Below are 26,075 nucleotides of genomic sequence, written 5' to 3'. Positions count from 1 at the left end.
TGGCGATAATGATGACTCAAAATGAAATTACAACGCTTTGGCAAACTGTGGACGCGTATTTTGGTCCCCATTTCAAAGTAACCGCTCAATTCAAAAGTGATTTTGCCGCGTACGCACAAGCCATTTTAGACGCCGACGACGGCCCACGTCAGGCCGCGATTGGTAAACATGATCTTCGCGAGATTGCAGCTAAACAACTAGTTGACAAACAGTTAGATATTGCAGCAGATCATGCGCGTAAATTCGAAGCTCAGCGAGCAGAAGCTGCTAAACTTGCCGATCAAGCTACTCACAAAAAGCCGTAACTTGAACAACATTCGCTCTGACAGCAAACACGCATTTGGGGCATCAACAGTAAACTATAAATTTGATTTCTAATCGACAAAACGAGCGCAAAGCATAAGTTGGTAATTAACCGATATTAAAGGCGACTTTCGCATGATGAGGGGTTTATCCATCATGTGAAAGTCGTTTTTATACGTTGGCATAAAGTTTAAGTGCGCCTCATTTTGCGGTTAAAATCACGATTCCGCTAACGCTGGCACATCAGTCATCAACACTCTGGCGGAATCACGCTTGTCATCGATATTCCGGCCGATCATTACCGAGACGCTCACTTCACTTGATAAGTCTACTCGTTCGTTGCTTGCCGACAAACAGTGTTTGGTGTTCTTAATTCTAACCAGAGTAAGCGGCTTTTACAGCATATACAAGCTCGATCAGATCAAGATAATTCGAGAATGAACGTGTCAAAATAAGATCACGCATCAAGCCAAAAGATAAGCGAGTTAAACCACAGACAGATCAACCTGAACGTAGCGGGCATCGGCTCAGCCAGTGTCGTTATCGTTAGCGCAACGCGCTTACGATAAGACCTGACTTTGAAACCGGCGTATTTCCGGGTTCAAAGCAGGTCCACGGCGTTCCAGCCGAATGCCCGTGAAGTCCAGGTTGGTCGGCAGCCATCCCCCCTTGATAGGAGTTTGATTTTGGCTTTGTCAGTCTAATTAACTCGACGACTATTATAAATTGTCAGTTGACTAACATCTGGTGACGTCTTTTGCGCTGCTTCATAAACCGTTCGCAATAGTGGTGTAGGAACATATTGCGACGCGCTGGTTGGCTGGTAATTAATTTCATAAGCCTGATCGCTACCAGAAGGTTGCACCCACAATCGATAAGATTGGCCTACCTGTAAACCGTCAAAACGGACCAAATTGCCATCACTACCGCTTGCTAACGCCGACGTCGACAAGGTTAGCGTAATTGGCGACGACCATTCGTTGGTCGCTTGTCCATTAGCTAAGCCTGTCGGCAAATCAACTGCTCGCTTGGTTAGCGTATATCCACCGACAGTCTGGGTCGCGACAGCAGTCTTTTTAGCGGGTTTAGGTTTGACGGCCGCCTTTCGTGGTCGCTGAGTCTGATTTTTAGCCGGCTTTTTGACCGTTGAATGAGGTTTGTTAGTTGATGTCGACGGCTGGGTCGCCTCAGTTTGGCGAGCAACTGGGTGAATTGTTAACACACTGACCCCGATTGCCAATACCGCAATAACGATAAAAATAATGTTTGTTCGGCTACGCATGACCGCCCTCCTCGACATCTGACTGACCAATAATTCAATGAACTTTTATTATAACAAAAACCGGGTTCACTCACAGCGTTGTGAGTGAACCCGATCATTCTCTTTAACTTATCTTATTACCGACCACTGATGTCTTTTAGTAGGCACCACGAGTTTTTGTTTCAACACCCTTGCCGTCATAGTCTTCTTCCATAATTTCCTTTAATTCGGAAATCAACGGTTGCTTCGGGTTGGCTGTTGTACATTGATCTTCATAAGCCAATTCTGCTAAATGATCGACAACTTTATCAAAGTGCTTCTTGTCGACCCCGTTAGCTTTCAGGCTCAAGTCAACACCAACACTGTGTGCTAAGTCAATAAAGGCTTGGACTAAGCTTTCAACTAATTCTTCAGTCGTGTTGCCTTTTAAGCCAAGGTAACGAGCAACATCAGCGTAGTCTTCATCAGCACGGTAGTATTCGTACTTAGCCCACATCGCCAACTTGTTTGGCATTTGTGCATTGTACCGAATCGTGTGAGGCAACGTGATGGCGATACATAGTCCATGAGCCAAGTCGAATTCCCCACCAAGTTTATGAGCAATCGAGTGGTTAATGCCTAGGTAAGCATTAGCAAAGGCCATTCCTGCCAACGTTGACGCATTATGCATTTCTTCTTTGGCATGCGTGTCACCGTTGTATGAAGCGGTCAAATTGTTCAAAACTAACTTCAAGGCTTGTAATGACCATGGCCGTGTGTAGTCAGAGGCCAAGCTAGAAACGTAAGATTCTAAGGCGTGGCAGAAGACATCTAAGCCTGAGTAGGCAATCGTCTTCTTAGGTACCGTCATAATGAATTGCGGGTCCACAATGGCAACATCTGGTGTCAATGCGTAGTCAGCTAATGGATACTTGACATGGGTCTGTGAGTCCGTGATAACGGCAAATGGGGTCACTTCAGAACCGGTGCCTGAAGTGGTTGGAATCGCGACAAACTTCGCCTTGTTTGGCTTTTCAAACGTATAAGTCCGTTTACGAATGTCCAAGTATTTTTGCTTAGCACCGAAGAAGTCAGCACCTGGGTGCTCATAGAACATCCACATGTTCTTAGCTGCATCCAATGGCGAACCACCACCAATGGCAATGATTGTGTCTGGCTTAAATTCGTTCATTAACCGAACCCCACGATCAACTGTGTCCGTTGATGGGTCTGGTTCAACTTGATCAAAGACTTCGATTTGAATGTCTGTGCCATTTGGTCGTTTACGCAACCGATCGCGCACGATATCCACATAACCGTTCTTAACCATCGAAGGTGAAGCAACGACGAAGACTTTTTCAATGCCTTCCATATCAGTTAGATAGCGAACGGAATTCTTTTCAAAGTAAACTTTGCTTGGGATCTTAATCCATTGCATATTATTTCTCCGTTTCGCAATCGTCTTCACGTTGATCAAATCAAAGGATGACACGTTATGCGAAACAGCGTTCTTACCCCATGAACCGGTTCCTAATGTTAAGGAAGGAATCATGTTGTTGTAAATGTTACCAATCCCACCAACAGCTGATGGTGTGTTAACCAATACCCGGCTGGCCTTCATGCGAACGCCAAATTCGGTCATCAAATCTTGATCCTCTGTCTGAATGCCGGCTGTGTGGCCAAGGCCACCAAAGTTCAACAATTCTTCACAGCGCTTCAAGGCTTCTTCGCGAGAAGCTGCTTTGTAGACGGATAAGACTGGTGATAGCTTTTCAGCTGACAATGGATAATCTGGACCGACACCATCAATTTCTGCCAATAGAACCTTCGTGTTTTCTGGGACTTTGATACCAGCTAATTTGGCAATATCATAAGCTGATTTACCAGCGATTGGCCCCTTAACACCATGTGTCACTGGATTAAACATAGCGTCAGCTAAGGCTTTTTGATCGGCCTTCTTAACTAAGAAGGAACCTAAACGCTGAAATTCGGCCATTACTTCGTCGTAAATTTCTGCATCGATCACCGCTGAGTTTTCGGATGCACAAACCATCCCATTATCAAACGTCTTCGACAACGTAATGTCGTTAACCGCCCGTTTGATATTAGCTGATTTTTCCACGTACACGGGACCGTTACCAGGGCCAACGCCTAAAGCTGGCTTCCCAGTTGAGTAGGCTGCCTTCACCATGCCAGGACCACCAGTTGCTAACGTTGAAGCAATGCCATCATTGTTAATTAGGGCATCCGTTGCTTCAATGGAAGGTTCGTCGATCCATTGAATCATACCTTCTGGCGCACCGGCCGCAATTGCTGCGTCTCGAACAATCGTCGCAGCTGCTACACAACTCTTTTGAGCTTGTGGGTGGAATGCAAAGATGATCGGGTTACGGGTCTTCACGGCGATTTCAGCCTTAAAGACTACCGTTGACGTTGGGTTGGTGACGGGAGTGATTCCGGCAATCACGCCAAGTGGTTCAGCTACTTCGGTGATCTCTTCTACATCATCTTCACGGATAATACCAACTGTCTTGTCATCCTTAATTTTGTGCCAGATATTTTCTGACGCGTAAATGTTTTTAATTGCTTTATCTTCTACGACACCACGGCCAGTTTCTTCAACGGCCAGTTTGGCCAATTCCATGTGTTTGTCTAAGGCAGCCATTGCCATTTCGTGCACGATATGATCAATGCGTTTTTGGTCGTAGCCATCCATTTTTGCGAGCGCTGTTTGGCCCTTATCGACCAACTTTTGGATCATGTTTGCGACATTCGTGGTTTGTTTTTCAGCTTTTTTATCAACTTTTACAACCATGCTTTGTTTGCCTCCATCAGATTGATGTCTGTTTGTTATCTCTTTCACAATTAGTAGTCTAACACGTTGTAAAAACTTTTCAAGCATTTTGATCCAAGTTTTTGATACCTAGAAAAATGTAAGCGCTTAACTCTATGATAATGCGCTTGCTATGTTGTAAATATTTTTCTATTTTATCGAAAAAACGTTTATTTTCCAATTGTGAATTCAGAAACTTTCTCTCGCTAGTAACCTTGGTTTAAGCAGCTGTATCACAATCGGCATTCACGACAAACTAAAAAAAGGCCTTCTCTCAAAAGAAAAGACCACCCTGTTAATTATCAATTAATGAATGACAAAATTTTATTTACTTCTGTTCAACTGGTTTAGGTGTCACGATTTCTTTGGTCAAACTCAACAATTGTTCTGACTTCATTTTATCCAGAATGGCATGAACAGCCGTCACCATCATCTGATCGTTCAAATTATCTGCCGGCGCTTCTGGTAAGTCACCACGTAAGCCGGATAACATCAAGTCAATAAATGTGTCATAGGCTCGTTTAGGAAAAAGACTAGCCGTGACTTGATCCATTCCTTGACGAATCGTGTCCATCGCATACGTCGGTTTCAGCAAGCCGATCAATAAAATATCCGCGACCTGCATGACCTGATACTTTTTCTTCACTGGCGCCAAGATGATGTTGTGTTTAACATAATTATTAATCATTGCGGGGGTCACTGAATCCACGTCCAGTGGACCTAACGTATCGTTTACATAGGCCACCACTTGATCCATATACAGATCAAATTTCGGCAACTCATCCCACTTTGGCAAGGTCACTTCAGCTAAATGTTGTTCCCACTTATGATACCGTTCAAAAGAATCTGCCATCACTGTATCCTCCGCTGATCATTGGCTGTTTACGTCTAAGCAAATGATATCACCATCATCTAGTGTTGTAAACTAGGTGATACTAAAAACCACATTGATACGATCACTTGTCATTCAGCTCATTTGATTCAGGCAATGACCATCTTTTAAATGAATCGCCCATAGAATTGAGTCGACTCAGTCATTGTTGCCCTTCACAAGGTTGCGGATCATTTTTAGTGTTGTGGATATTTTTCAAATGGCCGATAGAAGTATGATTTATCTGAAAAATCAGCCATATATGCACCGTTCAACCCGGCTTTTTGTCCAATACCACTCAGTTGAATCATTAACTTTTCAGCGGGCCCAGAAAAATGGAGCTTGCCCGTTGAAGCAACAATCCTAATATAGTTGACTAACCGGTTGACTAGCGCTTCTGGATTCGATGTGTCTGAAACTGTTTTGGTAACCTGTTGTAAAACGTCCAAAATATCTAATAATTGTGAATTTTTACTGCTTCGTTGATCAAGCACTTGGTAAAGGTCACGACAAATCGCTTGAATATCAAATTTAGTCGCTGAAACATCTGTTTTGGTCAATTTTATGTCCCCCAATGTATATATTAAAAATACAACAGTTTCACAAGTTACCTTACTGCTTACGTCAATTGAGGTCAACTCGGCAATTTTAATTGCTAGGGTCAGTTTCACTGAAAACCAATATAAAGAGTCTGGGACATAACTTATAAAAGGCGTCGGGCTTCGTTTTTTGTGCACCACGTCTCCATGGTCAAAACGTGCTGCCAACGCCTGCTAAGTATTCTGCGACAATTTTTGCTTTAAATTCATCATTATATTTGGTCATAGTAAAACCCCCAGAGTTGGATTTTGTCCAACTCTGGGGGTTCACTTCACCTTCCAAAGTACGGAAGATGCTCACTTTTTCGCTTGTGCTCGCTCTCAATTCGGCGTCATTTCCCACTCTCTTGTTTAAATACTGTTCATTATGACCTAGTCAAAAAGTTTAAAAAATTCAGCCACAGAAACATCACATCGTTAAGTCAACGTCGCTGCTTGCTTCCAACTCATCATAATAAGCTGCCGAAGTCGCATTGATGTATGGGGTGATCCAGAAGAATCCGATACCCAAGCTCACCATTCCTAGCAGAATCCAGCCTAAGAAACTAAGCTGTAACACGAAGAATTCCCATTTGTGACCACGCATTAACTGAGCGCTTATTGATAAGGCAGGCATCATGCCTTGCCAAACGCTGGCATCAGGATTGGCATCATGGAGATCTTTATAGACATAAACGGCTTGGCTCCACATTAAACCAACAATAATTCCGGGAATCAATAACAAAAACAAGCCAATCCCGACCACGAAAGTAATTATCAGCCATTGTAATAACAAGGCAAAGACTGCTGGTGTCGCGATTACACTAAAGGCATCCCGCAATGGTCGAATCTCACGATTTGGCTGGCGAATCCAACTCAAAAAAGTAAACCAGACCCCAAAATTAATCGCTACAGCTAACACACTAACTAAAAAGCTGCTACTGCCAACTTGACCGTTCACGTTAAAATTCGCATATTGTTGTCGCATTGACACGCCAAAACTGCCATACGCTAAAATTACCGTCAACGCGTTCAGCCCGACTGCCTGTCCCCAATGTCCTCGAAGCACATCTTTAGCTGACTGCTTTAATTCAGCTCTTGTTTTCATGGTCAATCATCTCCTTACTAACATTACTTATCATAAGTGTTTCAATTAGATCTTACTAAACCAAGCAGAAGTGGCACAACTTACTTGCTCTTTAATCTTCTTCGTTGATCAATCGTTCTAATTCACGATTAATATCTGTCAGTTGATAGCCCTTTCCGTATAGCGTTCGCTTAGTACGATTCTGACGCTCGCGACCCGTATAGCTCCGATTACGTTGCCAAACCTTTGTCGCTTCCCGCTGCAACAACGCGTCTTCCTGCTCATCATCCCGTTCAAAGGTGACCTCAGCTAGGATCTGTTCAATGATTGCTTGTTGGAAACCCTTTTGCATCAGACTCTGACGGACCTTCTGTTTTTGAATCGCAAAAGGCTTGTTCGCGTAATGCTTCGCTAATTTGGTTGCTGTCGCAATGCCGTTGGCTAATCGATCGTCGGTAGAAAATTCGACCAACGCTTGATCAATCAAGGTTTCACCAATTCCTTTTTGCCGCAGATGCTGGCGAATCACCACCGGCCCTTTATCAGAAGTCTTAATCATTGTTCGCACATAAGCTTTTGCATAAGCCAAATCATCCACTAATTGGAGTTCTCGTAATCGTTGTAACGTCGCGTCAATAACGTCGGCTGGAATATCTAAGCTGGTCAATTTTGTCACAATCTCACGCTCTGATCGTAATTGCCCAGATAAATAATCGAGCGCCCGATTATAAGCTCGGGCAACATCGTCAGCATCGCCTATTTGCGTTTGCAATTCTGGCGTAATGGTCATGCCTTTAAACAAGCGAAATTCAATGAGGACTGATTCGCTCACCGGAAAAGCATACTGCCCGTCTAGGTAAATATTATATCGACCCGCGCGTTTTTGCGCCTCGATCATGGTCACGACACGGGCCGATTTGACTTCAGGCTGTGATTTAGACTGTTTGGATTGAACTTGTTTCATTTGGGCTTGTTTCAATAAGTCAGCCGCAATCTTTTTTCCAGATTGCGGCTGCTTTTTAGGTGCCGAACGGCGCGGTTGCCCAACATCACCAATCCGAATCGGTCGATTCTCTTCGTTACTCACGACTAGCCTCCTTATACATTATCTTCAATATGCTGCTCAAAGCCATGATGCAAAAATTGCCATGTTATCCCGCCAGCGCAAAGTGTCACTACTGCTAGCAAGACCATCGTAACTGCCACGTGCGCTTTAATTAACATCAAGACGCCGCCCAGCAACACTAATCCGACCGTCAGCAAACTAAGCGCCTTGCCTAGAGAAATTTGTAAACCATGTTTCGGATACGTGGCCAGAACCACTAAGACACCGCCGCTAAATCCCCATAATCCCAACGTAACTAGGCTAACGAACTGCCAGCCAATTAGTTCACCGTTTAAAAAGAGATCCATCGATGCCGTGACTAAATCCAAACCGACAAAAATGGCGTAGTGGATGTTAATTAACGTAATACCTGCTGTTTTCTGATGACGATCAATGCCCTGCTGGTACATCGCAAAGTAGCCCAAGAACAGTGCCACGATGGTTAAAAAGAAAGGGATCACTAGCCAATTAAAGCGATGCACATTTATCATACTAGCAACCGCAATAATCGCTTCACCAAATAACAGCAACGTAAATAATGAATAACGCTCCGTTAAATGTTCAAAGAGCGCTGGAAATTCCGTTAGCGCTTGTTTTAAAAAGGCTGGGCCAACATTAGCATAAATCATTGAACCAACGTACACCGTGACGCGAATTAAATATGGAGCCCAAGGAATAATCGTCAACGCACCAATGATGCCACTAATAAGCAGCGTTCTAGCCAGTCCCTTAGCAACCGCCAACTGCTTATCATCATGCAAATGTCGTGCTCGCAGCCAGTACTGGAGCGCAATACTAAAGAGTAATACCGACGTAGATCCAGCGAATGTAGGATGCGTCGATTCAAAATTAGGGTTCAACGATTGCGACAAAATGATGACCACAAACATGTCAAAAATCATGAATAAACTATGTTGGACATTTTCCTGAAAGAATCGGTTTACCAGTACTGTTTGATAGGTCCAGATTGTCCAGAACATAAAAAACATAATCAAATATTCTAAAAGATACCGTCCAGGAATCACCTCATGGTGCACGAGGTGTAAGACTGTCGTAATCCGGCTAATCGCATAAGCAAAAATCAAGTCATAAAACAGCTCAAGATTGGTAACCTCGGGACGTTGTCGTAGTTCTGTCATCGCTTATGTTCCTCACTCACTGCGCTCAGCCATCAGCTTAGTTTCGTAGGCAATTACTGTAGCCGGGTAATCAGGAAAATCAAAACCTAGTTGATCTGCTACGACTCGGGCAGTGGCGAGAAATAGTTGCGTTGCCGTTTGTAGTGCATGCCACGTTGCTACTGATGACTCAAGTTGATAAGTCGCGATTAACTTGTCGTAATCGTCTTTTGACAACGCACTTTGTAATTGACGATCATTTTTTCCCGCACTAAGTTGAAAATTCGTATTAATGCCCACTGACCACTCCAACATTTTCAACAGTTCTTCACGGACTGGACGTTCAAAAAACTGATTTGCGTAAAGAAGTTCGCCACGTTTCAACCCCTTTATGACATATAGACTGACCCAAAAGAACTCGTTGACACTATTCTGATAATCTTCTTCAGAGGGCGCCATGATATGAAAGTCCCAATCTGACAAATCTGGCTGATCGACAATTGGAACATCTTTATCTAAAATCAATTGATTCAAATGCTCTGCAGCTAAATAAGCGTCTTTGTCATTCACACTGGCGATCTTTAAATCCAGTCGATTACCATCACTAAATTGCATTAAGTAGGGATACCATGGCAGTTTGGTTCCAGAAAACATGGCCTCCGTGGGCTTTTGCATGATGATTCGTTCACCAAATACTGCTAGCCAATCATCGCTTTGTCGAAATGGTGTCGGGTCTTCGACAAAATAAGTAATGTCAAAATCAGAAAATTCATCTTGTTGGGCCTGAGGATCATTTCGCGAGCCCTCCATGCCAACTGCTCGAATATTTTCATCTGCTTCAGCAACTTGCCGAATCAAGTGCATCATGGTTGCCGCACTACGCTGTTGCATCTTCAATACCCCCTTCTACTGATCCACAATCACGCCGGTTTAGTGGCATTATACCGCACAAAACCTGTTTTCCCGCATGAAAGGCCACTGAAAATCAGGTCTATCTTAGATTCAAACGCTCGTCAAACTAGCCCCTGACGCGAATCAAAACAACTCGCCCACATCATGCACGCTTACAAATGATCGGTCAGATTGCGTCCATCCGACCGGTGGATATGTACCTAGCCTTCAACCATAAAATCAAACGAACCCGATTTAATTGCTGACATGATAGCCACGACACTGCTTGCGCGTTATAATGTTGTATGGTTTGTAACAAGAAATGGGGAATATTCGTTGGATAGTGGTCAGATAATTAGTAATTTGATCATCATGCTAATTACATTCGTGTTTGCCACCTTCTTCGTTGCCGCTGAATTCGCGTTAGTCCAAACGCGGCCTAGTGTCCTCGAAGAAGAGCAAGATAAACGCGACAAGAAATCTAAGAAAATTGATGTGGCCACACGGATGGTCCACAACTTAAATGAATACTTATCAACCACTCAAGTCGGGACAACTTTGTGTGGCATTATCTTAGGGTGGATCGGTGAAGAAACCGTCGCTCAGCTACTCATGGATCTATTTGGCGCTGCTCATTTGAGCTTAAACGCCACCGTTGGTCATGCAATTGGTTCTATCGTAGGGATTATTCTGTTGACATACTTTGAAGTCGTCGTCACTGAAATCGTCCCCAAAAATATCGCCATCGATCGACCGTTTCAGGTCATGATGGTGGTGGTAACTCCCTTGCGGTATTTTCATGTCGCCTTCTATCCATTCGTCTGGCTATTGAACACCTCTGCAAACGGGATTGTTCGCATGTTAGGGATGCAACCAGCATCGGAAAGTGATGAAGCCTTTAGCCAGGCAGAAATTTTAAATCTGTCGCGTAATGCTGTCACGGGTGGTGAATTAGATCAGGAAGATTACGTCTTCATGCAACGGGCGTTTGAAATGAATGATAAAGTGGCCCGCGACATCATGATCGATCGGACTCAGCTGGAAGTGATTGATGTTACCGACACGGTTAAAGATGCCCTGCAGGTTTATCTAACTGAGCAATTTAGCCGCCTACCAGTTGTTGCGGACGGCGATAAGGATAAAATCCTAGGCTATGTCTACAACTACGACCTCATTCGACAGAGTCAGGCTGATGACAGCATCAGTGTTGCCAAGATTTTACGTAATATTATTACTGTACCTGAAACGATGCCGATCCAAGATGTTTTACAACAAATGATTATCAAACAGACGCCAATCGTCGTCGTCGTCGATGAATACGGGGGGACCTCTGGGATTGTCACAGACAAAGATATTTACGAAGAATTGTTTGGCACCGTTCATGATGAAATCGACGATGTCTCTGATGAATATATCTTTAAACAAGACGATGGTTCTTATCACGTCTCCGGTAAAATGACACTCTACGATTTCGAACGTTACTTCCAGACGGATATCAAAGCTTTTGAAGAATCAGAAGTGGTCACTTTGACCGGCTACATTATCGAAAAAGAACCTGATATCAAAGCCGGTGATCATTACCAAATTGGTGATTTTCAGTTTACTGCCCTTGATTACGAGAACGCCTATATCAATTGGTTTGAAGTGATTCGAAAGCCGGTTAGTCAAGGTGAGGCAATTGACTCTTCGACGGATGAACATGATGCATAATTTAATCTAACTAATCGAAAATGAGTCTGGGACAAAACTAAAATCTAAATAGTCAAAACGCGGGACATAAGTCAAGTGACTTATGTCCCGCTCTCTTTTTGCTTACGTTAACTTTTCTTCATCACGTCAGCTAGCATTTTCCGGCCATTTGTGAGATCTTCATCTTGATAATGCGAAGCACGAATCCGTACAGGATCACCACCATGATAGTATTCATACATCAATTGGCGTTGGCCAAAACTTTCACCGGTGACATCCCAGCCTAAATTGAGCAGTTTTGCCCGAGTTTGCGCATCCATTAAATGGCTTCCCATGACAGCACGTAACGTTTCACCCAAATCCCCGCCAAAATCACGGAAATCGGGCACTCCCATCATCGAGCCCGCGCCAATTTTTTGAATCGTTAGAATTGCCTCCTGATACATCTTCGGCAACTGCGCTCGAATCGCCAGTAACGGTTGAACATTAGGCCCAAACAACCCAGCCTCGTCAACCTTCCCTGTCAATTCTGAATTAATCAGTGCGCCGCGCACCAATTCTAGATTAGCGGTCAGTCCGCCTAACATCTCTTGGACATTCAAGTAACGGTCAACGCCAAGTTTTTGAGCTAATTCAATTGCCAGGGTCGTGACAAATTCAAATTTGACGGCCCCCCGTGATTGATCTTGATGCGTTGTGTGTTGAAATAGCCCACTGTCAATAAAGAATCTGTTTGACATCGCAACATTCTGGAAGACAAAGACGTGCGTCCATGGTACAAACACATGATCAAAAATAATGTACGCATCAATCTCATCAAATGCATTCGACAGTGGGTAGTCTTTGGTGCTGTGTCCGGGTCGATTAAATGGTTTGCGACACACAATCTTCAAACCGTTTGCATTATTTGGCAGCCAGAAAGCCAAAGCATAGTCATCATCGCCGGTAACCAAGCTAGGCGTATTAAAAATCAATAGTTCATTAGACAATGGAGCCAATGTATTTACCATTTTGGCGCCACTGACATAAATTCCTTCATCGGTCACTTCAGTGGCATGAACACCAGGTGCGCCTTGAGTAATTTCATGCAAATCCTGGGCTCGATCAATTTGTGGGTTTTGCAACGCATGAGAAACAAACACGTCATCGCGTTTAATCCGCTCCGCGTAAGCCTTAGCATTAGCCGCAAAGTCCGTATATTGATTATGGCCTAAAAACTCACTATGTGCTGCTAGCGTGGCCATTCCTGAGTCAATAAAATCTGGGGTTCGACCCAACATGCCATAGGCAACGCTGGCGATCTCTTGATAGACACGGCGTTTAGCGGCTAAATCCGCTGCTGTCTTAGGCGTCTTGAAGACGATGTCGGTTGGCGTCCCATGGTCATCATATAAATGAGTGGTTGGTTGCTCTTGTTGCAAACGATAATACGCATTTACATAGGTCAAGGTATCAGTAAACAACTTAACCGACGAAGGTTTTTCCACTCGTCTGCCATCTAAATAGATCGTCCGACCGTCATCTAAATCTGTTGGATTAATCATTGTTGTAACCTCTCAAGTTGATATTTAAACCCGCTCTACGGCCTTGTGCCGTAGTTCACTTACTAGTATGACATAGAAATATGGCAGCGTTTGCATAAATTTCGTCTACGGGCTTAATTCATTTTGAACCGGTTCATCAAAAAGCGCGGTACCCCATCTTGATTGACCGGTTCCGTGATGGCAGTTGCTGCGTCTAAAACCGCCTGTGGCGCATCGGCCATGGCAACGCTGGTCGTGGCCGCCTTAAACATCGGGACATCATTTAACCCATTACCAAAAACAATCGTATGATCCCCGTCGATCCCTAATTGTTGTTGCACTTGTTTTAACGCCGTCGCTTTACTAATCCCTTTGGGAATCAGCTCAATGTTGGTTTCACTTGATGCTGATAACGAAAATAGGCCCGTTTCCATAAACTCACGACGGGCTTGAATTAAACGATTATCGACTGCCCGATTGACCGCCAGACCGTTTGTCACTTGATCAGCAATAACTAAGACATCGGTGCGTGATTTCAGTGGAATCATTCTTGAAGTTGGCACCCGTTTACGCAAAAATCGCATGTGTGCTAATGCTGATTCGTCGCGAGAGTTGTGATACGTATCTGTTAACGTAAATAACCGCATCGTTAAATCTAAATGATCACAGATGTCGTATGCAGCTAGCGCAGCAGCTTGCCCTAATAAGTGCGTCTTAACTTGATTATCCTGGGCGATAACAGCACCATTAGCGCTAATGATTCCCATCGGAATCGTGAACTGGTCGGTGATTGACCGTGCCAAGGCCAACATCCGCCCCGTTGCCACGTAAATCTCATGCCCTTGTGCCTGTAATTTACGAAACACTGCTTGCGTCAAATCAGAGACTTGTTGCGTCTTAGGAATCAAGGTACCATCGATATCGGTCACAATTAAATATTGTTCCATGTCATTCCTCCACTATCACCCAGTTTACGCCATCTGGACCATGACTTGACCATGGATTTAATTTCGTCAAGACTGGTTTCTAAAAACATCGTGCTGTAAACTTTGAACAATTAGTCCTGAACTTTTGCAAAGGAGCGTGGCACGATGGCTTTAAACATTCGCTACATTTCAATCGAAGGAAATACACGCAATTTCATCCAACACCTGACTGAATATGCGAAACAACAACATATCGCCGACACTAATCAACCAGAAGTTAACGCTGTAGAAATTTCTGAACAAACAGATTTTACACACGAAACAGTGCCTTACTTTGCCTTTGTTCCCACCTATTTAGACGGTGGAAATGGCATTGATAACGGCGTTAAGGAATTGATGACCAACGTGCTAGGTGAATACATTGCTTACGGTAACAATCGTCAGCACTGCCTTGGCGTTGTTGGATCCGGCAACCGTAACTTCAACGAGCAATATTGTTTAACTGCGCGTCGATACGCAAATGATTATGGCTTCCCGTTCTTGGCCGATTATGAACTCCGTGGTACTAATGCTGACGTTAAACGAGTTTATAACGTTTTAGTTGATCGAACCAATCAGATTTAAAGCTATCGCTGCATTAAATTAACGCCAAAAATCGTCGCTCCCTTATTACTGGGGAAGCGGCGATTTTAACGTTATCCAAACTAAGCTTCTTTTAACTCTCAATGGTACCTGATTAGTCACGGGCATTCTTAGCCACATCTGTTTTTCGTTGCCGTTCAAAGTGCGCCCGGCCATAGACCGCAAATAGCGCGATCATTTGAACAATTCCGACAGCCAAAAACAGCTTCGAAAATGTCGCATAGTCCAGCATAAGTCCACCGAATAAGGGGCCAATTGCCCGGCCAAAAGCAATCGCGATGTTAGAGAAGCCTTGATATCTTCCAGCCTCGGTAGCGGGGGCTTTGACCGCAATCCACGCCGGTAAAGCTGGGTGACCAATCATTTCCCCGAACGTTAGCACGATCATGGTCACAATAAACGCTACATAACTGCGAGCAAAAATCAGCATGAAAAATGAAGCTGCAAATAATGTAATTCCTACCAAAATGACATTTTCAATGCGGAAACGCTCACTAAACCGTGTGATAAAAGGCTGGCAGATCACGATAATCAGGCCATTTAGCGTCCACAGTAAACTGTAATTCAACACGGGAATCCCCAGATTGGTCATGTGCACGGAAATAACACTCTCCCACTGGGAATATGCTAAGTTAATTGCCAATAGCAGCAACAAAATCAGGCCCACCAGTAAAGGCATCTGGGTGCGACGTTGGCTTGCAACTTGGCTTTTAGCACGGTGTGTCTTAGGCGCTACATTGAAATGTAACGTTACCACTAACGTCAACGCAGCATAGCATACCGCGGCAATGATAAAGACCGTGGTGATGCCGAATTTGATCGCGTAACCAACGATTAAGGTGCCAATCACCACCCCAATATTCATCGCAACATAGAGCATATTGAACACGTGCCGCGTTGAAGTTGTCGTCACCCACGTTGCCAAAGAGTTTAAAATCGTCATGTTGACGCCATCACCGAACCCGATTACCAACAGTAGCAAGCCATAAACGGGCCAGCCGTGCCAAAAAATCAAGGCAACGACGCCGAGGGTCGCTAGCGCCGCCGACATAATCCCAGTCTGCCAAGGTTTCCAATGATCAAATAAGTATCCACCAACTGAGTCACCGACGATCATCATAAGCGACATTCCTAATAATACCCAACCAGCTAACGTTAATGATTCGTGGAGGTAGTTATGTAAATAAATGGTCGTTAATGGCCAAAGAAAACTCGCACCCGCATTGTTTAACAGTGAGGCAACAAATAACCAACTAAATTTGATGTCTTTGCGTTGGACTTTCAGAAAAATCCGCTCCTTAATTTTGCACGATTCGCGTCCTTAAGGCCATTCTATCACGCCATACACATTCCAGTCGCGGATAATTAGTTTGGGCCTTAAAACTAGCGGTGCGTATCGATTTCGGTCGACAATCATAATCAGATCTACCAAGCTTTGGTCAATTGTGGATTAGAGTCTTTTAAGTGTTATTCACAAATTCGATAATGAAAATTCCTTACTAATTGTGATTAAAAAAACGATTTATCCACATTTTTGTTTTTCACAGACAGATAAATGATGAAAAAAGTTTGCAAATGCTCATCAATTCACTTTAATTTTCAGAGTCTTCCTGATATGATTAAACTGTTGAAAGCAAAAATTAGTTCTAATCAAAAGGAGATCAATTCATGAAAGCTGCTGTTGTTCGCGATAATGTTGATGGCTTCGTCGATGTTAAAGATGTTACCTTACGTGATTTAAAACCTGGTGAAGCACTTGTTGATGTTGAATATTGTGGTCTTTGCCATACTGATTTACACGTTGCCGCCGGTGACTTCGGTGACAAGCCTGGACGAATCATTGGACACGAAGGCGTTGGGATCGTCTCTAAAGTGGCCGATGGCGTGGACGCCGTTAAAGTAGGGGATCGGGTCTCTATCGCTTGGTTCTTCAAGGGCTGTGGTCATTGTGAATATTGTTTAACTGGTCGCGAAACATTCTGCCGTCAGGTGCAAAATTCAGGCTTTACCGTTGATGGCGCCATGGCTGAACAGGTCATTGTGGATGCCAACTACGCCGTTAAGGTGCCCGATGGCCTAGATCCAGTGGAAGCCACCTCCTTAACTTGTGCCGGGGTAACAATGTACAAAGCCATTAAAGTGGCTGACGTTAAGCCAGGCCAATGGGTCTCTGTTGTTGGCGCCGGTGGTTTAGGTAACTTGGCCATCCAATACGCTAAACACGTTTTTGGCGCGCACGTCATTGCTGTTGATGGGAACCCAGACAAGTTGGAAGCCGCTAAACAAGCTGGCGCAGATATCTTAATTAACCGTCACGATGGCAACGTTGACGAACAAATTCAAGAAAAAGTCGGTGGAGTTCACGCTGCTTTAGTGACTGCCGTTACAACTTCAGCCTTTGACCAAGCCGTTGACTCATTGCGCCCAGATGGTAAGCTAGTTGCCGTTGCTTTACCACAAGGTGACATGCAATTGAACATTGCTAAGACAGTGCTCGACGGTATCGTCGTTGCTGGTTCACTCGTTGGGACTCGTCAAGATTTAGCTGAAACATTCCAATTCGGTGCTGAAGGCTTGGTTCACCCAATCGTTCGCACCCGCAAGTTATCAGAAATCAACGATATGATTCAAGAATTAAAGGACAACACAGTGGTTGGGCGTAATGTGGTTGACTTTGTTCACAACAACTAATGCTCATTTATAAAAGAGTCTGGGACAAAACCAAAAACTAAATTTCATTTCCAATCTAAATCGTCAAAAAGCGGGATATAAGTCAAGTGACTTATGTCCCGCTCTCTTTTTGCTTCTGCTTTATTTAGTTAGCCCTAACTAGGCGTGTCCTGCATTGGGGCAATACTCTGATCGCCAGAAATCACCGGAGTGTGTTCAATCCAGTTGTGTGGTCGACAACTAACGATCCAGTTAACGCCGTACTCGTCAGTAAATTCACCACGTTTGCCAGTGAAATAAGCAGCACTAAACGAATTAGTTACCCGCACGCGCCCCGAGTTTGCCACTCGATCAAAGAATTTTTGTGCTTGCACAACTTCTTCACTGTCGTCAGCGTTAAAGTCCAGCATAATCGCAATATTTGTTGCGTGCTGTGGCTGATCCATGAAATCATCCGCACACAGAATCTGTGAACCCATAACGCGAAAACCACCATGAATTGTTGAATCTTCTAGATTAGGATCAATTAAGTCCAATTCCCGCGCAGTTGCTTCCGTAACCGGAATCCGAAATAAATCGGTTGCCCCAAAAACTTCTTGGTAGTAGCTCATTGCGGCTTTGGCGTTGGGGAAGTGAATATAAGGATGTATACGTGTTACGATAGTCGGTCCCCCATTTCAAATGCATGACAAAGTATAATGAAAAATGACAAAAGTGTCAATTTAAAAACAGAGCGTGAGCCAGACCGGGTGAGTTCACACACCATTAGCCGATAAACCATTGTCGAGATTTATGGGATGCAAACCACTTTTCCACCTACCAAAGTAGCCGACAGCTACCAATATTTTATGCTATCCTAGAAACATAGTTAATTTTTTAAATTTATTTATCATTAGATAAATAAAGCAGTCGGAGGTCATTCATGAAAGTCTTGGGAATCCTCGGCGCCCATAAAGAACATGGTGTCACCGCGCAATTATTGACGGCCACTTTGGCTAGTGTTCCAGCGCCGCATGAAACAGAATTAATTTACTTGGCTGACTATGACATCCACCCCGATACTGGGATTCCTAATCCTGTCTTAGATGCATTAACTGAAAAATTATTGACTAGTGATGTCTGGATTTTTGCAGCACCCACCTATTGGGGTGGCCTATCAGGAATCATGAAGCACTTTTTAGACTGCCTTCGTTGGCGCTTAGTCCGCATTGATCATGTTGGTGACGCGCACCCTGATCGTTTTAAAAATAAGCATTACCTTAGCATCACCGATTGTTATATTAGTCCGCTGGATAACCTCTTTACGGGTGTCACCGACGCCACGTTTCGACAAATTGATACGGTGATGAATGCGGCTGGTCTGATCAAAATTCATGAAATCGTATGCCCTGGCACCTTAAAAAATGGCGATCGAATTCCTGAACAAACCTTGAACACCTGTCGCAAATGGGGCGTCAAACTTCCAAACAAAGCGAAACGAGATGACAATACCATGAAGCGCTATGTCGAACTATTTATGATGATTGCAATCATGTCATTAATCACGATGGGAATCCAGACTGGTTTGGCGCCGGTCATTGCCCAAACGAACTTTTGGCTCAACTGGGCGGTTTTTGTCATCATCTTCTTTACTTTACTAGCAATCATTTTGCATGTTGTCACCTTTATGGTGCACCGCCGTCACTAATTTTTTAACTAACCTAAAACGATCGCATTGCCCATCTGGGACATGCGATCGTTTTATTTTAAACAATTCAATTAATGATTGAAAAATTCAGCCAGCCGCTTGAGGATCAACAAAAGGCGCATCAATCTCAAAGTGCGTTGGACGATGCAGCGCAATCCCGAATTCATCAACGGCTGAACAATAAGCCATAATTTGTAAGCCTTGTGGAAGTGCGTCGCGGATCGCTTGCGTTAATTTAGGTGCCATTGCCTGATTTAAGGTCAATAAATCAATGTTATCAATTTGAATTACAAACATTAGGTAGGCTCGATACCCAGCCGCCATCGCTTTGTCCAAATTATAGACGTGTTTAACTGCTCGGACCGTCGGCGCATCAGGAAAGGCGACTACCCCTTGATTTTCCAAGGTGCAACCTTTTGTTTCGACAAAAAATTCCTCTCCGGTACTGGTACTACCTTTAAAATCGACCCGTGAATCGCCAAAGGTTACCTCTGGGCGAAACTCAGTAATCGTGCCAGTTAACCCAGGAAATTTCAGCAATCCGGACGCAACCGCTTCTTTGGTGACTTGGTTGGGAGCTGAACTATCAACATTCACCCAAAAATTACCGCGTTCTGTTTGCTTCCGCACAGCAACTAGATCCCAATGCGTCTTACGCGTTGAATTGATGGCTGGCACAATGACCACAATCGCCCCTGCTAAGAGCACGTCTGCGCCACGACCAGTATTCTTTAAATGAGTCTCAAGCATCACGCCATATAATCGCACTCGACATGTAAACCGAGTTGGTCGATCGATATATGTGGCTAATTGTGAGTCTTGATAAAGCATCCCCATCACCTTCTTTGACTAACTTTAGTAACTTGTAGGCTTTCTTACTGAACTGGCGTTGGCGGCACATAGTTAAACTTTAAGTGCTGAACATTACTTGTGTAATTATTGAACAATGCGTCGCTGTCTTTAAATTGCCGCTTAATTGAACGTCGCACTTGCATTAAACTAGTCAGTCGTTTTGATGGAATTCCAGGTGTTAATTTAAACGTCTGCTGATAGTTTTGCTCCCCAATTTGGGTCATCAGCGTGGTGAAATCCTGATTAACAACCGTCGGCGTTAACGTCTGCTTCCTCAGTTGTCGCCAGCGTGCTTGTACCCGCTGGGGATAGGCCTGAACGACCCGTTGAATCAACCGATTGCCTTCCGCTGTCTTGAGATCGCCGTGATTAGGATAATTATGTGAGACAGCTGTTCCAGATGGATATAGATGACGCCCATTTTCGTATAATCCCCAAGTTGAATCCATGTCATACATGGTCGCTGACCACCGTTGACCATTATAAGTGACCAATTCAAAATTGCGTCCAAGACCGTCTTGATCATGAATCAAGTTGGTGAACAAATACATATCAATCACCGAGTTAACGTCCAAATAGTTGCCAGCTTTTGCTTTAAATTGATGGTCATCACTCGTGTTGACAAAGTGGACTAACCGCCGAAATTCATCCTTTTGTGCGGTACTTAGTGTCTTTGGCACATCAGGCGTCCACCCCGTGGCATTAAAGTCGACATCATCTGCTCGAAACAAGTCACTACGAGTCCAGCCATTACTCGACAATGCCATATGTTCGCGATTGTGCTTGTCCATATGCCATAGCTTAGCATTCTTAGCAGTGTTAAGTGTATAGACACCCCATTGATTGCCGTTAGTTTTGACCTTAACTGGAAAACCAGTCACTGCACCATTATTCTGCGCGTCTGCCAGTTGCTTGGGTGCACCATCACGCGTTGCCACCATTGATGACCACAACTTAGCGTTCACCAAATTTCTAGCTTGTGTGGCATCAATATAATTTGCCTTTAAAACATACGTGCTCTGCTTCTTCCATCCTGGCTGAGCGCGCCACTTCAATTTATGTTTCAGCTTTTTATCACGATAGAACTTTAACTTCCAATTCTTCTTATCATAACGCCGTGAACTCTGCCCTTGCCACTGCATTTTGACATAGGCCTTTTGTTTAATACCTGTTTTAGCATCTGTTATTTTAAAGGTCGCCACTGGATGTGTGTCAGTCGTCTGTGATAATGGCCCAGTTAATTTAACCGTCGCTAATTTGTGGCTGGGTTGGGGGGTGCCTAAGGGTAACTGGCGCGTCGAAGTCGCCCTAATCCAGACAAACGCCCCAATGAGTAAGCCAATAATGACCACAATCAAAGTGGCTAGTGCCCAGCGATGTCGCTGCTTTTTGGTTTGAAACATGCTAATCTCCTTGTAAAGAAGTTGGGGTTTGCCCATCAATTGGAATCGCTCGAATTAAAAAGGTCACAATTGTTTTTAAAGAATCGGCGGTCGCCTGTTGTTCGGCAAAGAAACCACTAAAAGAAAGCTTTGCGTACCCAAACAACGAGCTTAGTAAGAAGCGCTTCACCTGTAAGCGTTTATCATCATCCATAATCATTGGTTTCAAAATATCATCGAGAATTTTAACGACGGTACTTTGTTGGTCAGTGACACACTCTGACGAATTTCGCCCCTGAATTTGGTCGGTCATAATTTCAGTAAACGAGGGATGATTTTGCGCAAAGGTGAAGATTGTTTCGGCAAAAACATATAATGCATCCGCCCCGGACACTGGCACTAAATTGGCATACAGTTGTCGTTCCAGTTGCCCGCGCTGATACTCGGCGACAGCCGCTTTTAAATCGCCTAGACTAGGAAAATAATGATATAAAGTCTGTGGCTGAACCTGTAAGTGGCGGGCGATTCCTCGCCATGATAAGTTGTGCAGGGTTTCTTTTTCAGCCAGTTTATTCGCTTCGGCAACGATCAATTCTCGTGATAAGGTTCGCTTCATGAAGTGATCTCCTTTTTTAAAATCAGTGTGGAACCAGTGCGAAAGGAGCTGAGCGCTGGCACAGCACGACAATTCATGAAATCTCCAACACCGTTAGTCACTCATAAAGCACTGTTAGTGTCAGAAATGTCTGCTCGTAAAGCCACTTCTAAATTGCCATTTCGCTCACGTAGCTCATCAATAAACGCTTTTTGTTGGTCCGCTTGTTTCAAAATAACGCGATATTGTAACTCAAACAAACTGCCTAAATTAGTCGTACGTACGTTATTCAGAGCAACTTCTTTGGTATAACGCTCAAAAATATCATCAAACGCGTGCTCATATTCTAAGTCTTCAGGCACCACGATTTTCATCAATCGTTCGTTCTCGTTTCCAGAACCAAAATCAATCATGGTATATAACAGCATGGCGAGGCTAACGATCACGGTGAAAAAGATGGCATATAGTAAATAGCCACGCCCGGTGGCTAGGCCAATTGCCATTGCAAAGAAGATCGTCACCATCTCACGCGCATTCCCAGGTGCTGACCGAAATCGAACCAAGCTGAACGCACCGGCAACTGTGATCCCGGCCCCTAAATTGCCATGCACGATCATAATCGTCGCTTGGACGAGAATGGGCAACATCGCAACCGCAAAAATAAAATGACGCGAGTAGTGGTTTCGATACATATAGACAAAAGCCACGATCAGCCCCAAAACCAATGTCACTAATGTTGTAATTAAAATCTGTTCAAAGGTCACCAAGTGATGAGCCTTTCCTAAATAGCTGATAAGCATTGTTTGCCCCCCAAAATACCGTACTTATAAATTAGGCCATACTTTGAAAATGGTTGTGGATACAGATGTAATCTCGCAAAAACTTGGCTCCAAGCTAAAGGTAATGCCTGCGGAATTTTAATTTCCATGACGACCATTCCCGGTGCTAATAACGCTTTCGTCGGTGCAGTCGTGGTCAAATCAATGTCGCCGGATCGCCAACGAATATTCTCATCAAAAGTTACCCGCAATCCCCGTTGGCTTGAGTAAGCCGTGCGCTCGTAAATCACAGCCGTCCGCGTCGGCAAGGCTGTTTGCTGAACAAAATGATCAATCTCTCGATAATTCATTTCGTGTTGGGGCCTCATTGGCATTCCTCGATGGCCCAAATAATCACAGCCTGCCTGGTAGGACAGCTGAATCCGACGTTTATAGGTAATACCCTGGACTTTCTTTTTTAATTCAACAAATGCCGCTTGTTTTGCCGTAATCTGACTACCATAGACCCGTAAGCGAAGCTTTTCCCGGTAGCTACTGTCATCTAACTGTCGCCGCGCAAATAAATAATCGGCGGTATCATAATACAGCGAGGAAATCGTCTGCTGTCCGTATTGGTCCACGCTAATTTCGTCACCTAGCGCCACTAATAATTGCTGATAAATGGACTGACTCATGACATATTTTTGTTCATGTCGCTCAAACACCATTGGTATGGTTGGTGTTGTCGCTACGCTTGCCATCATTTTGACTGCCTACTTTCTTCGTGATCTAAAAACCGAATCAGTATAACACGGCTCTCGAACACTGTACATTAAAAATAGGTAAGTGTGCGCAAATGTTTCGATGAGTCGAAACGCCGGTCTAATCGCAATCTATATGTTTTTGATGATTAGCCCGCCTAATTAAATTGATAATTATCACTAAAACACTCAATACTGTTACAAATCTATCGAACACTGTGCGATAAAAGAATCCTTGCCACAGGCAATGGGAAATTCACGTATAATGATTAAAGAACTTTTTATAGTTGCACGAATTAGGAGGTACTATGGCCAGCGAATTAGATCCAACCTTATTACATCAAGTCAACGACGCTTTATCTGACATTACTCAGCACCAACTCACGGCCACCTTGTCGTTATTAAATGACGGCAACACCATTCCGTTTGTGGCCCGGTACCGAAAAGAAATGACTGGTAGCCTAGATGAAGTTCAAATCAGAACCATCCAAGACACCTGGCAACATTTCGAAAAATTGGCCATTCGAAAGGCTGAGGTCACCAAACAAATCACCGAACAGCAGGCGATGACCCCTAAACTTGCCCAGCAAATTTCTGCGGCAACCACTTTGCAAGCCGTTGAAGATCTCTATCTGCCGTATAAACAAAAGCGGCGTACAAAGGCCACCATTGCTAAAGAAAAAGGATTATTGCCATTCGCCAAGTGGTTGCTAACTTTTGCTAACCAACCGCTTGATCAAGTAGCAACAACCTATCTGGCACCTGACCAAGGCTTAGCTACACTGGCCGATGTTTACGCCGGTGCCCACGAGATTCTCGCAGAAGCCTTTGGCGAAGAGGCCAGCTTTCGCGCGTTTATTCGTGACTATACTCGCTCCCATGCAAAACTCGTCGTCACGGTAAAACCCAAAGGAGCCACTCTCGACGAGGACGGCGTCTATCAACAGTATTACGACTTTGAACAGCCCTTGATCAAGATGGCCGCCTACCAGACACTAGCGATCAATCGCGGTGAAAAAACAGATATTCTAAAAGTTAACATCGCTGTTGATTCATCAGCGATTCTCAACTTTTTACGTTTTCGAATTGTCGGTCATCATCAAGGCCCTGCCGTTCCATTGGTTACCGAAGCCTACACCGATACGTACAAGCGTTTTATCGGCCCAGCGATTGAGCGCGAATTGCGGCGTGAACTGACTGACACGGCCAATACACATGCAATCCAAGTTTTTGGCACAAACCTTTATCACCTTCTCATGCAGGCACCCATGAAAGGCCAGGTCGTCCTTGGATTCGACCCGGCGTATCGCACTGGCTGTAAACTTGCCGTCATCGATGCTAATGGTAAATTTTTGACTAAATTAGTCATCTATCCCCATAAGCCGGCGCCAACCTCCAAACGTCAAGCCGCTGCAGGCCAACTTCATGATTTACTGGAACAATACCAAGTCACGATGATTGCAATCGGTAATGGGACCGCCTCGCGGGAATCAGAAACGTTTGTCGCGGAAGTATTACGCGGCATCCCTCGTGACATTTCATACGTCATCGTTAATGAAGCCGGCGCTTCCGTTTACTCCGCTAGTCAGGCGGCCCGGGATGAATTTCCTGACCTACACGTTGAAGAACGTAGTGCCATCAGTATTGGTCGGCGCTTGCAGGATCCACTCGCTGAATTAGTCAAAATCGATCCCCAAAGTGTCGGCGTTGGCCAGTACCAGCATGATGTGCCTAACAAAGACCTAACGGCACAATTAGATACAGTGGTTGAAACGGCGGTTAACCAAGTCGGCATCAATCTGAACACGGCCAGTGCCGAACTGTTAACTCATATTTCTGGTTTAAACCAAACCATTGCGACCAATATCATCACTTTTCGAAATGAAAACGGCCGTTATACGGATCGACGTCAATTAAAGCAGGTCCCCCGGCTTGGTCCAAAAGCTTATGAACAAGCGGTCGGATTTTTACGCATTATCGGTGGCGATAACCCACTCGATAATACTGATATTCATCCTGAAAGCTATCGAGCTGCAAACCAAATTTTGACCGAAACCGGTTTTGACGTGACGCATCTCGGCGAACCAACGTTTATTAAAACGATGCGGACCCTTGATCAGCAAGCACTAGCAGCTGAAACAAAGGCCGGTGTCGAAACGATCACTGATATTATCGCGAGTTTACTCAAACCAGGTCGTGATTTACGTGATGACATGCCAGCGCCATTACTACGCCATGACGTACTGACCATTGAAGACTTACAGCCGGGGATGAAGTTACAAGGAACCGTCCGTAATGTGATTGATTTTGGTGCCTTTGTTGACATTGGTGTCAAACATGATGGCCTGGTGCATATTTCTAAATTAACCAAACGCTTTGTTAAGAATCCCGCTGAAATTGTTTCCGTTGGCGATATTGTCACCGTTTGGGTTGAAGAAATTGACCAAAAACGGCAACGCATTCAACTGACGATGTTGGATCCGAATCAATGATTCAGAGTGCAGTCAGCCGCTTTGAGCCTGAGCACTAGCAAGTTGGCAGTGATTGGTGGACTTTACCAATTG

Annotated in this window: 23 protein-coding genes; 6 read left to right on the top strand and 17 right to left on the bottom strand. The window is 44.3% G+C overall.

Features of this window, described 5'->3' with window-relative positions:
* Window positions 1-8 precede the first annotated feature (8 nt).
* Window positions 9-305 carry a hypothetical protein gene (locus ACKTR2_RS08550; RefSeq protein ID WP_407884472.1) on the top strand — a complete coding sequence of 99 codons (297 nt, stop codon included), beginning with the start codon at window positions 9-11 and terminating at the stop codon, window positions 303-305.
* Window positions 306-1,003: 698 nt separating this feature from the next.
* Here ACKTR2_RS08550 and ACKTR2_RS08545 read toward each other — a convergent pair.
* From ACKTR2_RS08545 to ACKTR2_RS08510, 8 genes are all read right to left on the bottom strand, one after another.
* Entirely contained in the window at window positions 1,004-1,585 is a 582-nt protein-coding gene (locus tag ACKTR2_RS08545) for a hypothetical protein (protein WP_407884470.1), read from the bottom strand.
* 136 nt (window positions 1,586-1,721) lie between these two features.
* The gene (gene adhE, locus ACKTR2_RS08540; protein ID WP_407884468.1) at window positions 1,722-4,358 is read right to left on the bottom strand and encodes a bifunctional acetaldehyde-CoA/alcohol dehydrogenase; all 2,637 of its coding nucleotides are present in this window, start codon (window positions 4,356-4,358) and stop codon (window positions 1,722-1,724) included.
* 346 nt (window positions 4,359-4,704) lie between these two features.
* On the bottom strand, window positions 4,705-5,229 hold the full coding sequence (locus ACKTR2_RS08535) for a DUF1836 domain-containing protein (protein ID WP_407884466.1): 525 nt from the start codon (window positions 5,227-5,229) through the stop codon (window positions 4,705-4,707).
* Window positions 5,230-5,444: 215 nt separating this feature from the next.
* Window positions 5,445-5,771, bottom strand: a complete 327-nt coding sequence (locus ACKTR2_RS08530; RefSeq protein ID WP_407884551.1) for a bacteriocin immunity protein — start codon at window positions 5,769-5,771, stop codon at window positions 5,445-5,447.
* A gap of 484 nt (window positions 5,772-6,255) precedes the next feature.
* Entirely contained in the window at window positions 6,256-6,933 is a 678-nt protein-coding gene (locus tag ACKTR2_RS08525) for a DUF975 family protein (RefSeq protein ID WP_407884464.1), read from the bottom strand.
* 91 nt (window positions 6,934-7,024) lie between these two features.
* The gene (gene recX / locus ACKTR2_RS08520) at window positions 7,025-7,876 is read right to left on the bottom strand and encodes a recombination regulator RecX (protein WP_407884549.1); all 852 of its coding nucleotides are present in this window, start codon (window positions 7,874-7,876) and stop codon (window positions 7,025-7,027) included.
* 134 nt (window positions 7,877-8,010) lie between these two features.
* On the bottom strand, window positions 8,011-9,156 hold the full coding sequence (locus ACKTR2_RS08515) for a low temperature requirement protein A (protein ID WP_407884463.1): 1,146 nt from the start codon (window positions 9,154-9,156) through the stop codon (window positions 8,011-8,013).
* Window positions 9,157-9,168: 12 nt separating this feature from the next.
* Complete coding sequence (locus tag ACKTR2_RS08510) at window positions 9,169-10,026, bottom strand: aminoglycoside 6-adenylyltransferase (protein ID WP_407884461.1); 858 nt, start codon at window positions 10,024-10,026, stop codon at window positions 9,169-9,171.
* Window positions 10,027-10,362: 336 nt separating this feature from the next.
* On the opposite strand from ACKTR2_RS08510, the gene ACKTR2_RS08505 reads away from it, so the two are divergent.
* Window positions 10,363-11,736: a hemolysin family protein gene (locus ACKTR2_RS08505; protein WP_407884459.1), complete on the top strand. Its 1,374-nt coding sequence runs from the start codon at window positions 10,363-10,365 to the stop codon at window positions 11,734-11,736.
* 107 nt (window positions 11,737-11,843) lie between these two features.
* Here the strand turns inward: ACKTR2_RS08505 and ACKTR2_RS08500 are convergent, their stop codons facing one another.
* Both ACKTR2_RS08500 and ACKTR2_RS08495 read right to left on the bottom strand, forming a co-directional pair.
* On the bottom strand, window positions 11,844-13,259 hold the full coding sequence (locus ACKTR2_RS08500) for a 4-hydroxyphenylacetate 3-hydroxylase N-terminal domain-containing protein (RefSeq protein WP_407884457.1): 1,416 nt from the start codon (window positions 13,257-13,259) through the stop codon (window positions 11,844-11,846).
* Between the two features lie 113 nt (window positions 13,260-13,372).
* Window positions 13,373-14,185 (bottom strand): HAD family hydrolase, encoded by an 813-nt coding sequence (locus ACKTR2_RS08495; RefSeq protein WP_407884456.1) that lies wholly within the window; start codon window positions 14,183-14,185, stop codon window positions 13,373-13,375.
* Window positions 14,186-14,329: 144 nt separating this feature from the next.
* Between ACKTR2_RS08495 and nrdI the strand changes: the two genes are divergently transcribed.
* A complete protein-coding gene (gene nrdI, locus ACKTR2_RS08490) occupies window positions 14,330-14,788 on the top strand; it encodes a class Ib ribonucleoside-diphosphate reductase assembly flavoprotein NrdI (RefSeq protein WP_407884454.1) in 459 nt (152 codons plus the stop codon).
* Window positions 14,789-14,900: 112 nt separating this feature from the next.
* Here nrdI and ACKTR2_RS08485 read toward each other — a convergent pair whose 3' ends face one another.
* Complete coding sequence (locus tag ACKTR2_RS08485; RefSeq protein ID WP_407884548.1) at window positions 14,901-16,070, bottom strand: MDR family MFS transporter; 1,170 nt, start codon at window positions 16,068-16,070, stop codon at window positions 14,901-14,903.
* 404 nt (window positions 16,071-16,474) lie between these two features.
* Between ACKTR2_RS08485 and adhP the strand changes: the two genes are divergently transcribed.
* Window positions 16,475-17,497 (top strand): alcohol dehydrogenase AdhP, encoded by a 1,023-nt coding sequence (gene adhP, locus ACKTR2_RS08480; RefSeq protein WP_407884452.1) that lies wholly within the window; start codon window positions 16,475-16,477, stop codon window positions 17,495-17,497.
* Window positions 17,498-17,631: 134 nt separating this feature from the next.
* Here adhP and ACKTR2_RS08475 read toward each other — a convergent pair whose 3' ends face one another.
* Window positions 17,632-18,087, bottom strand: coding sequence for a VOC family protein (locus ACKTR2_RS08475; RefSeq protein ID WP_407884450.1), 456 nt, complete (start codon window positions 18,085-18,087; stop codon window positions 17,632-17,634).
* 311 nt (window positions 18,088-18,398) lie between these two features.
* Between ACKTR2_RS08475 and ACKTR2_RS08470 the strand changes: the two genes are divergently transcribed.
* Window positions 18,399-19,163: a flavodoxin family protein gene (locus ACKTR2_RS08470; protein WP_407884448.1), complete on the top strand. Its 765-nt coding sequence runs from the start codon at window positions 18,399-18,401 to the stop codon at window positions 19,161-19,163.
* An 87-nt stretch (window positions 19,164-19,250) separates the two neighbouring features.
* On the opposite strand, the gene sfsA is transcribed toward ACKTR2_RS08470, so the two are convergent.
* From sfsA to ACKTR2_RS08445, 5 genes are all read right to left on the bottom strand, one after another.
* Window positions 19,251-19,994 carry a DNA/RNA nuclease SfsA gene (gene sfsA / locus ACKTR2_RS08465; RefSeq protein WP_407884446.1) on the bottom strand — a complete coding sequence of 248 codons (744 nt, stop codon included), beginning with the start codon at window positions 19,992-19,994 and terminating at the stop codon, window positions 19,251-19,253.
* 44 nt (window positions 19,995-20,038) lie between these two features.
* Complete coding sequence (locus ACKTR2_RS08460) at window positions 20,039-21,418, bottom strand: CotH kinase family protein (RefSeq protein WP_407884444.1); 1,380 nt, start codon at window positions 21,416-21,418, stop codon at window positions 20,039-20,041.
* A gap of 1 nt (window position 21,419) precedes the next feature.
* Window positions 21,420-22,013 (bottom strand): TetR/AcrR family transcriptional regulator, encoded by a 594-nt coding sequence (locus ACKTR2_RS08455; protein ID WP_407884442.1) that lies wholly within the window; start codon window positions 22,011-22,013, stop codon window positions 21,420-21,422.
* 101 nt (window positions 22,014-22,114) lie between these two features.
* The gene (locus tag ACKTR2_RS08450; RefSeq protein WP_407884440.1) at window positions 22,115-22,792 is read right to left on the bottom strand and encodes a DUF4956 domain-containing protein; all 678 of its coding nucleotides are present in this window, start codon (window positions 22,790-22,792) and stop codon (window positions 22,115-22,117) included.
* Window positions 22,774-23,514, bottom strand: a complete 741-nt coding sequence (locus ACKTR2_RS08445) for a VTC domain-containing protein (protein WP_407884438.1) — start codon at window positions 23,512-23,514, stop codon at window positions 22,774-22,776. Before ACKTR2_RS08445 ends, ACKTR2_RS08450 begins: the two co-directional genes overlap by 19 nt.
* 305 nt (window positions 23,515-23,819) lie before the next feature.
* On the opposite strand from ACKTR2_RS08445, the gene ACKTR2_RS08440 reads away from it, so the two are divergent.
* Window positions 23,820-26,003 carry a Tex family protein gene (locus ACKTR2_RS08440; RefSeq protein ID WP_407884436.1) on the top strand — a complete coding sequence of 728 codons (2,184 nt, stop codon included), beginning with the start codon at window positions 23,820-23,822 and terminating at the stop codon, window positions 26,001-26,003.
* The last annotated feature ends 72 nt before the right edge of the window (window positions 26,004-26,075 follow it).

This window comes from Furfurilactobacillus curtus (genome assembly GCF_045862785.1).
GTDB classification, from domain to species: Bacteria; Bacillota; Bacilli; order Lactobacillales; family Lactobacillaceae; genus Furfurilactobacillus; species Furfurilactobacillus curtus.
This window is presented reverse-complemented; position numbering and strand designations above follow the sequence as displayed.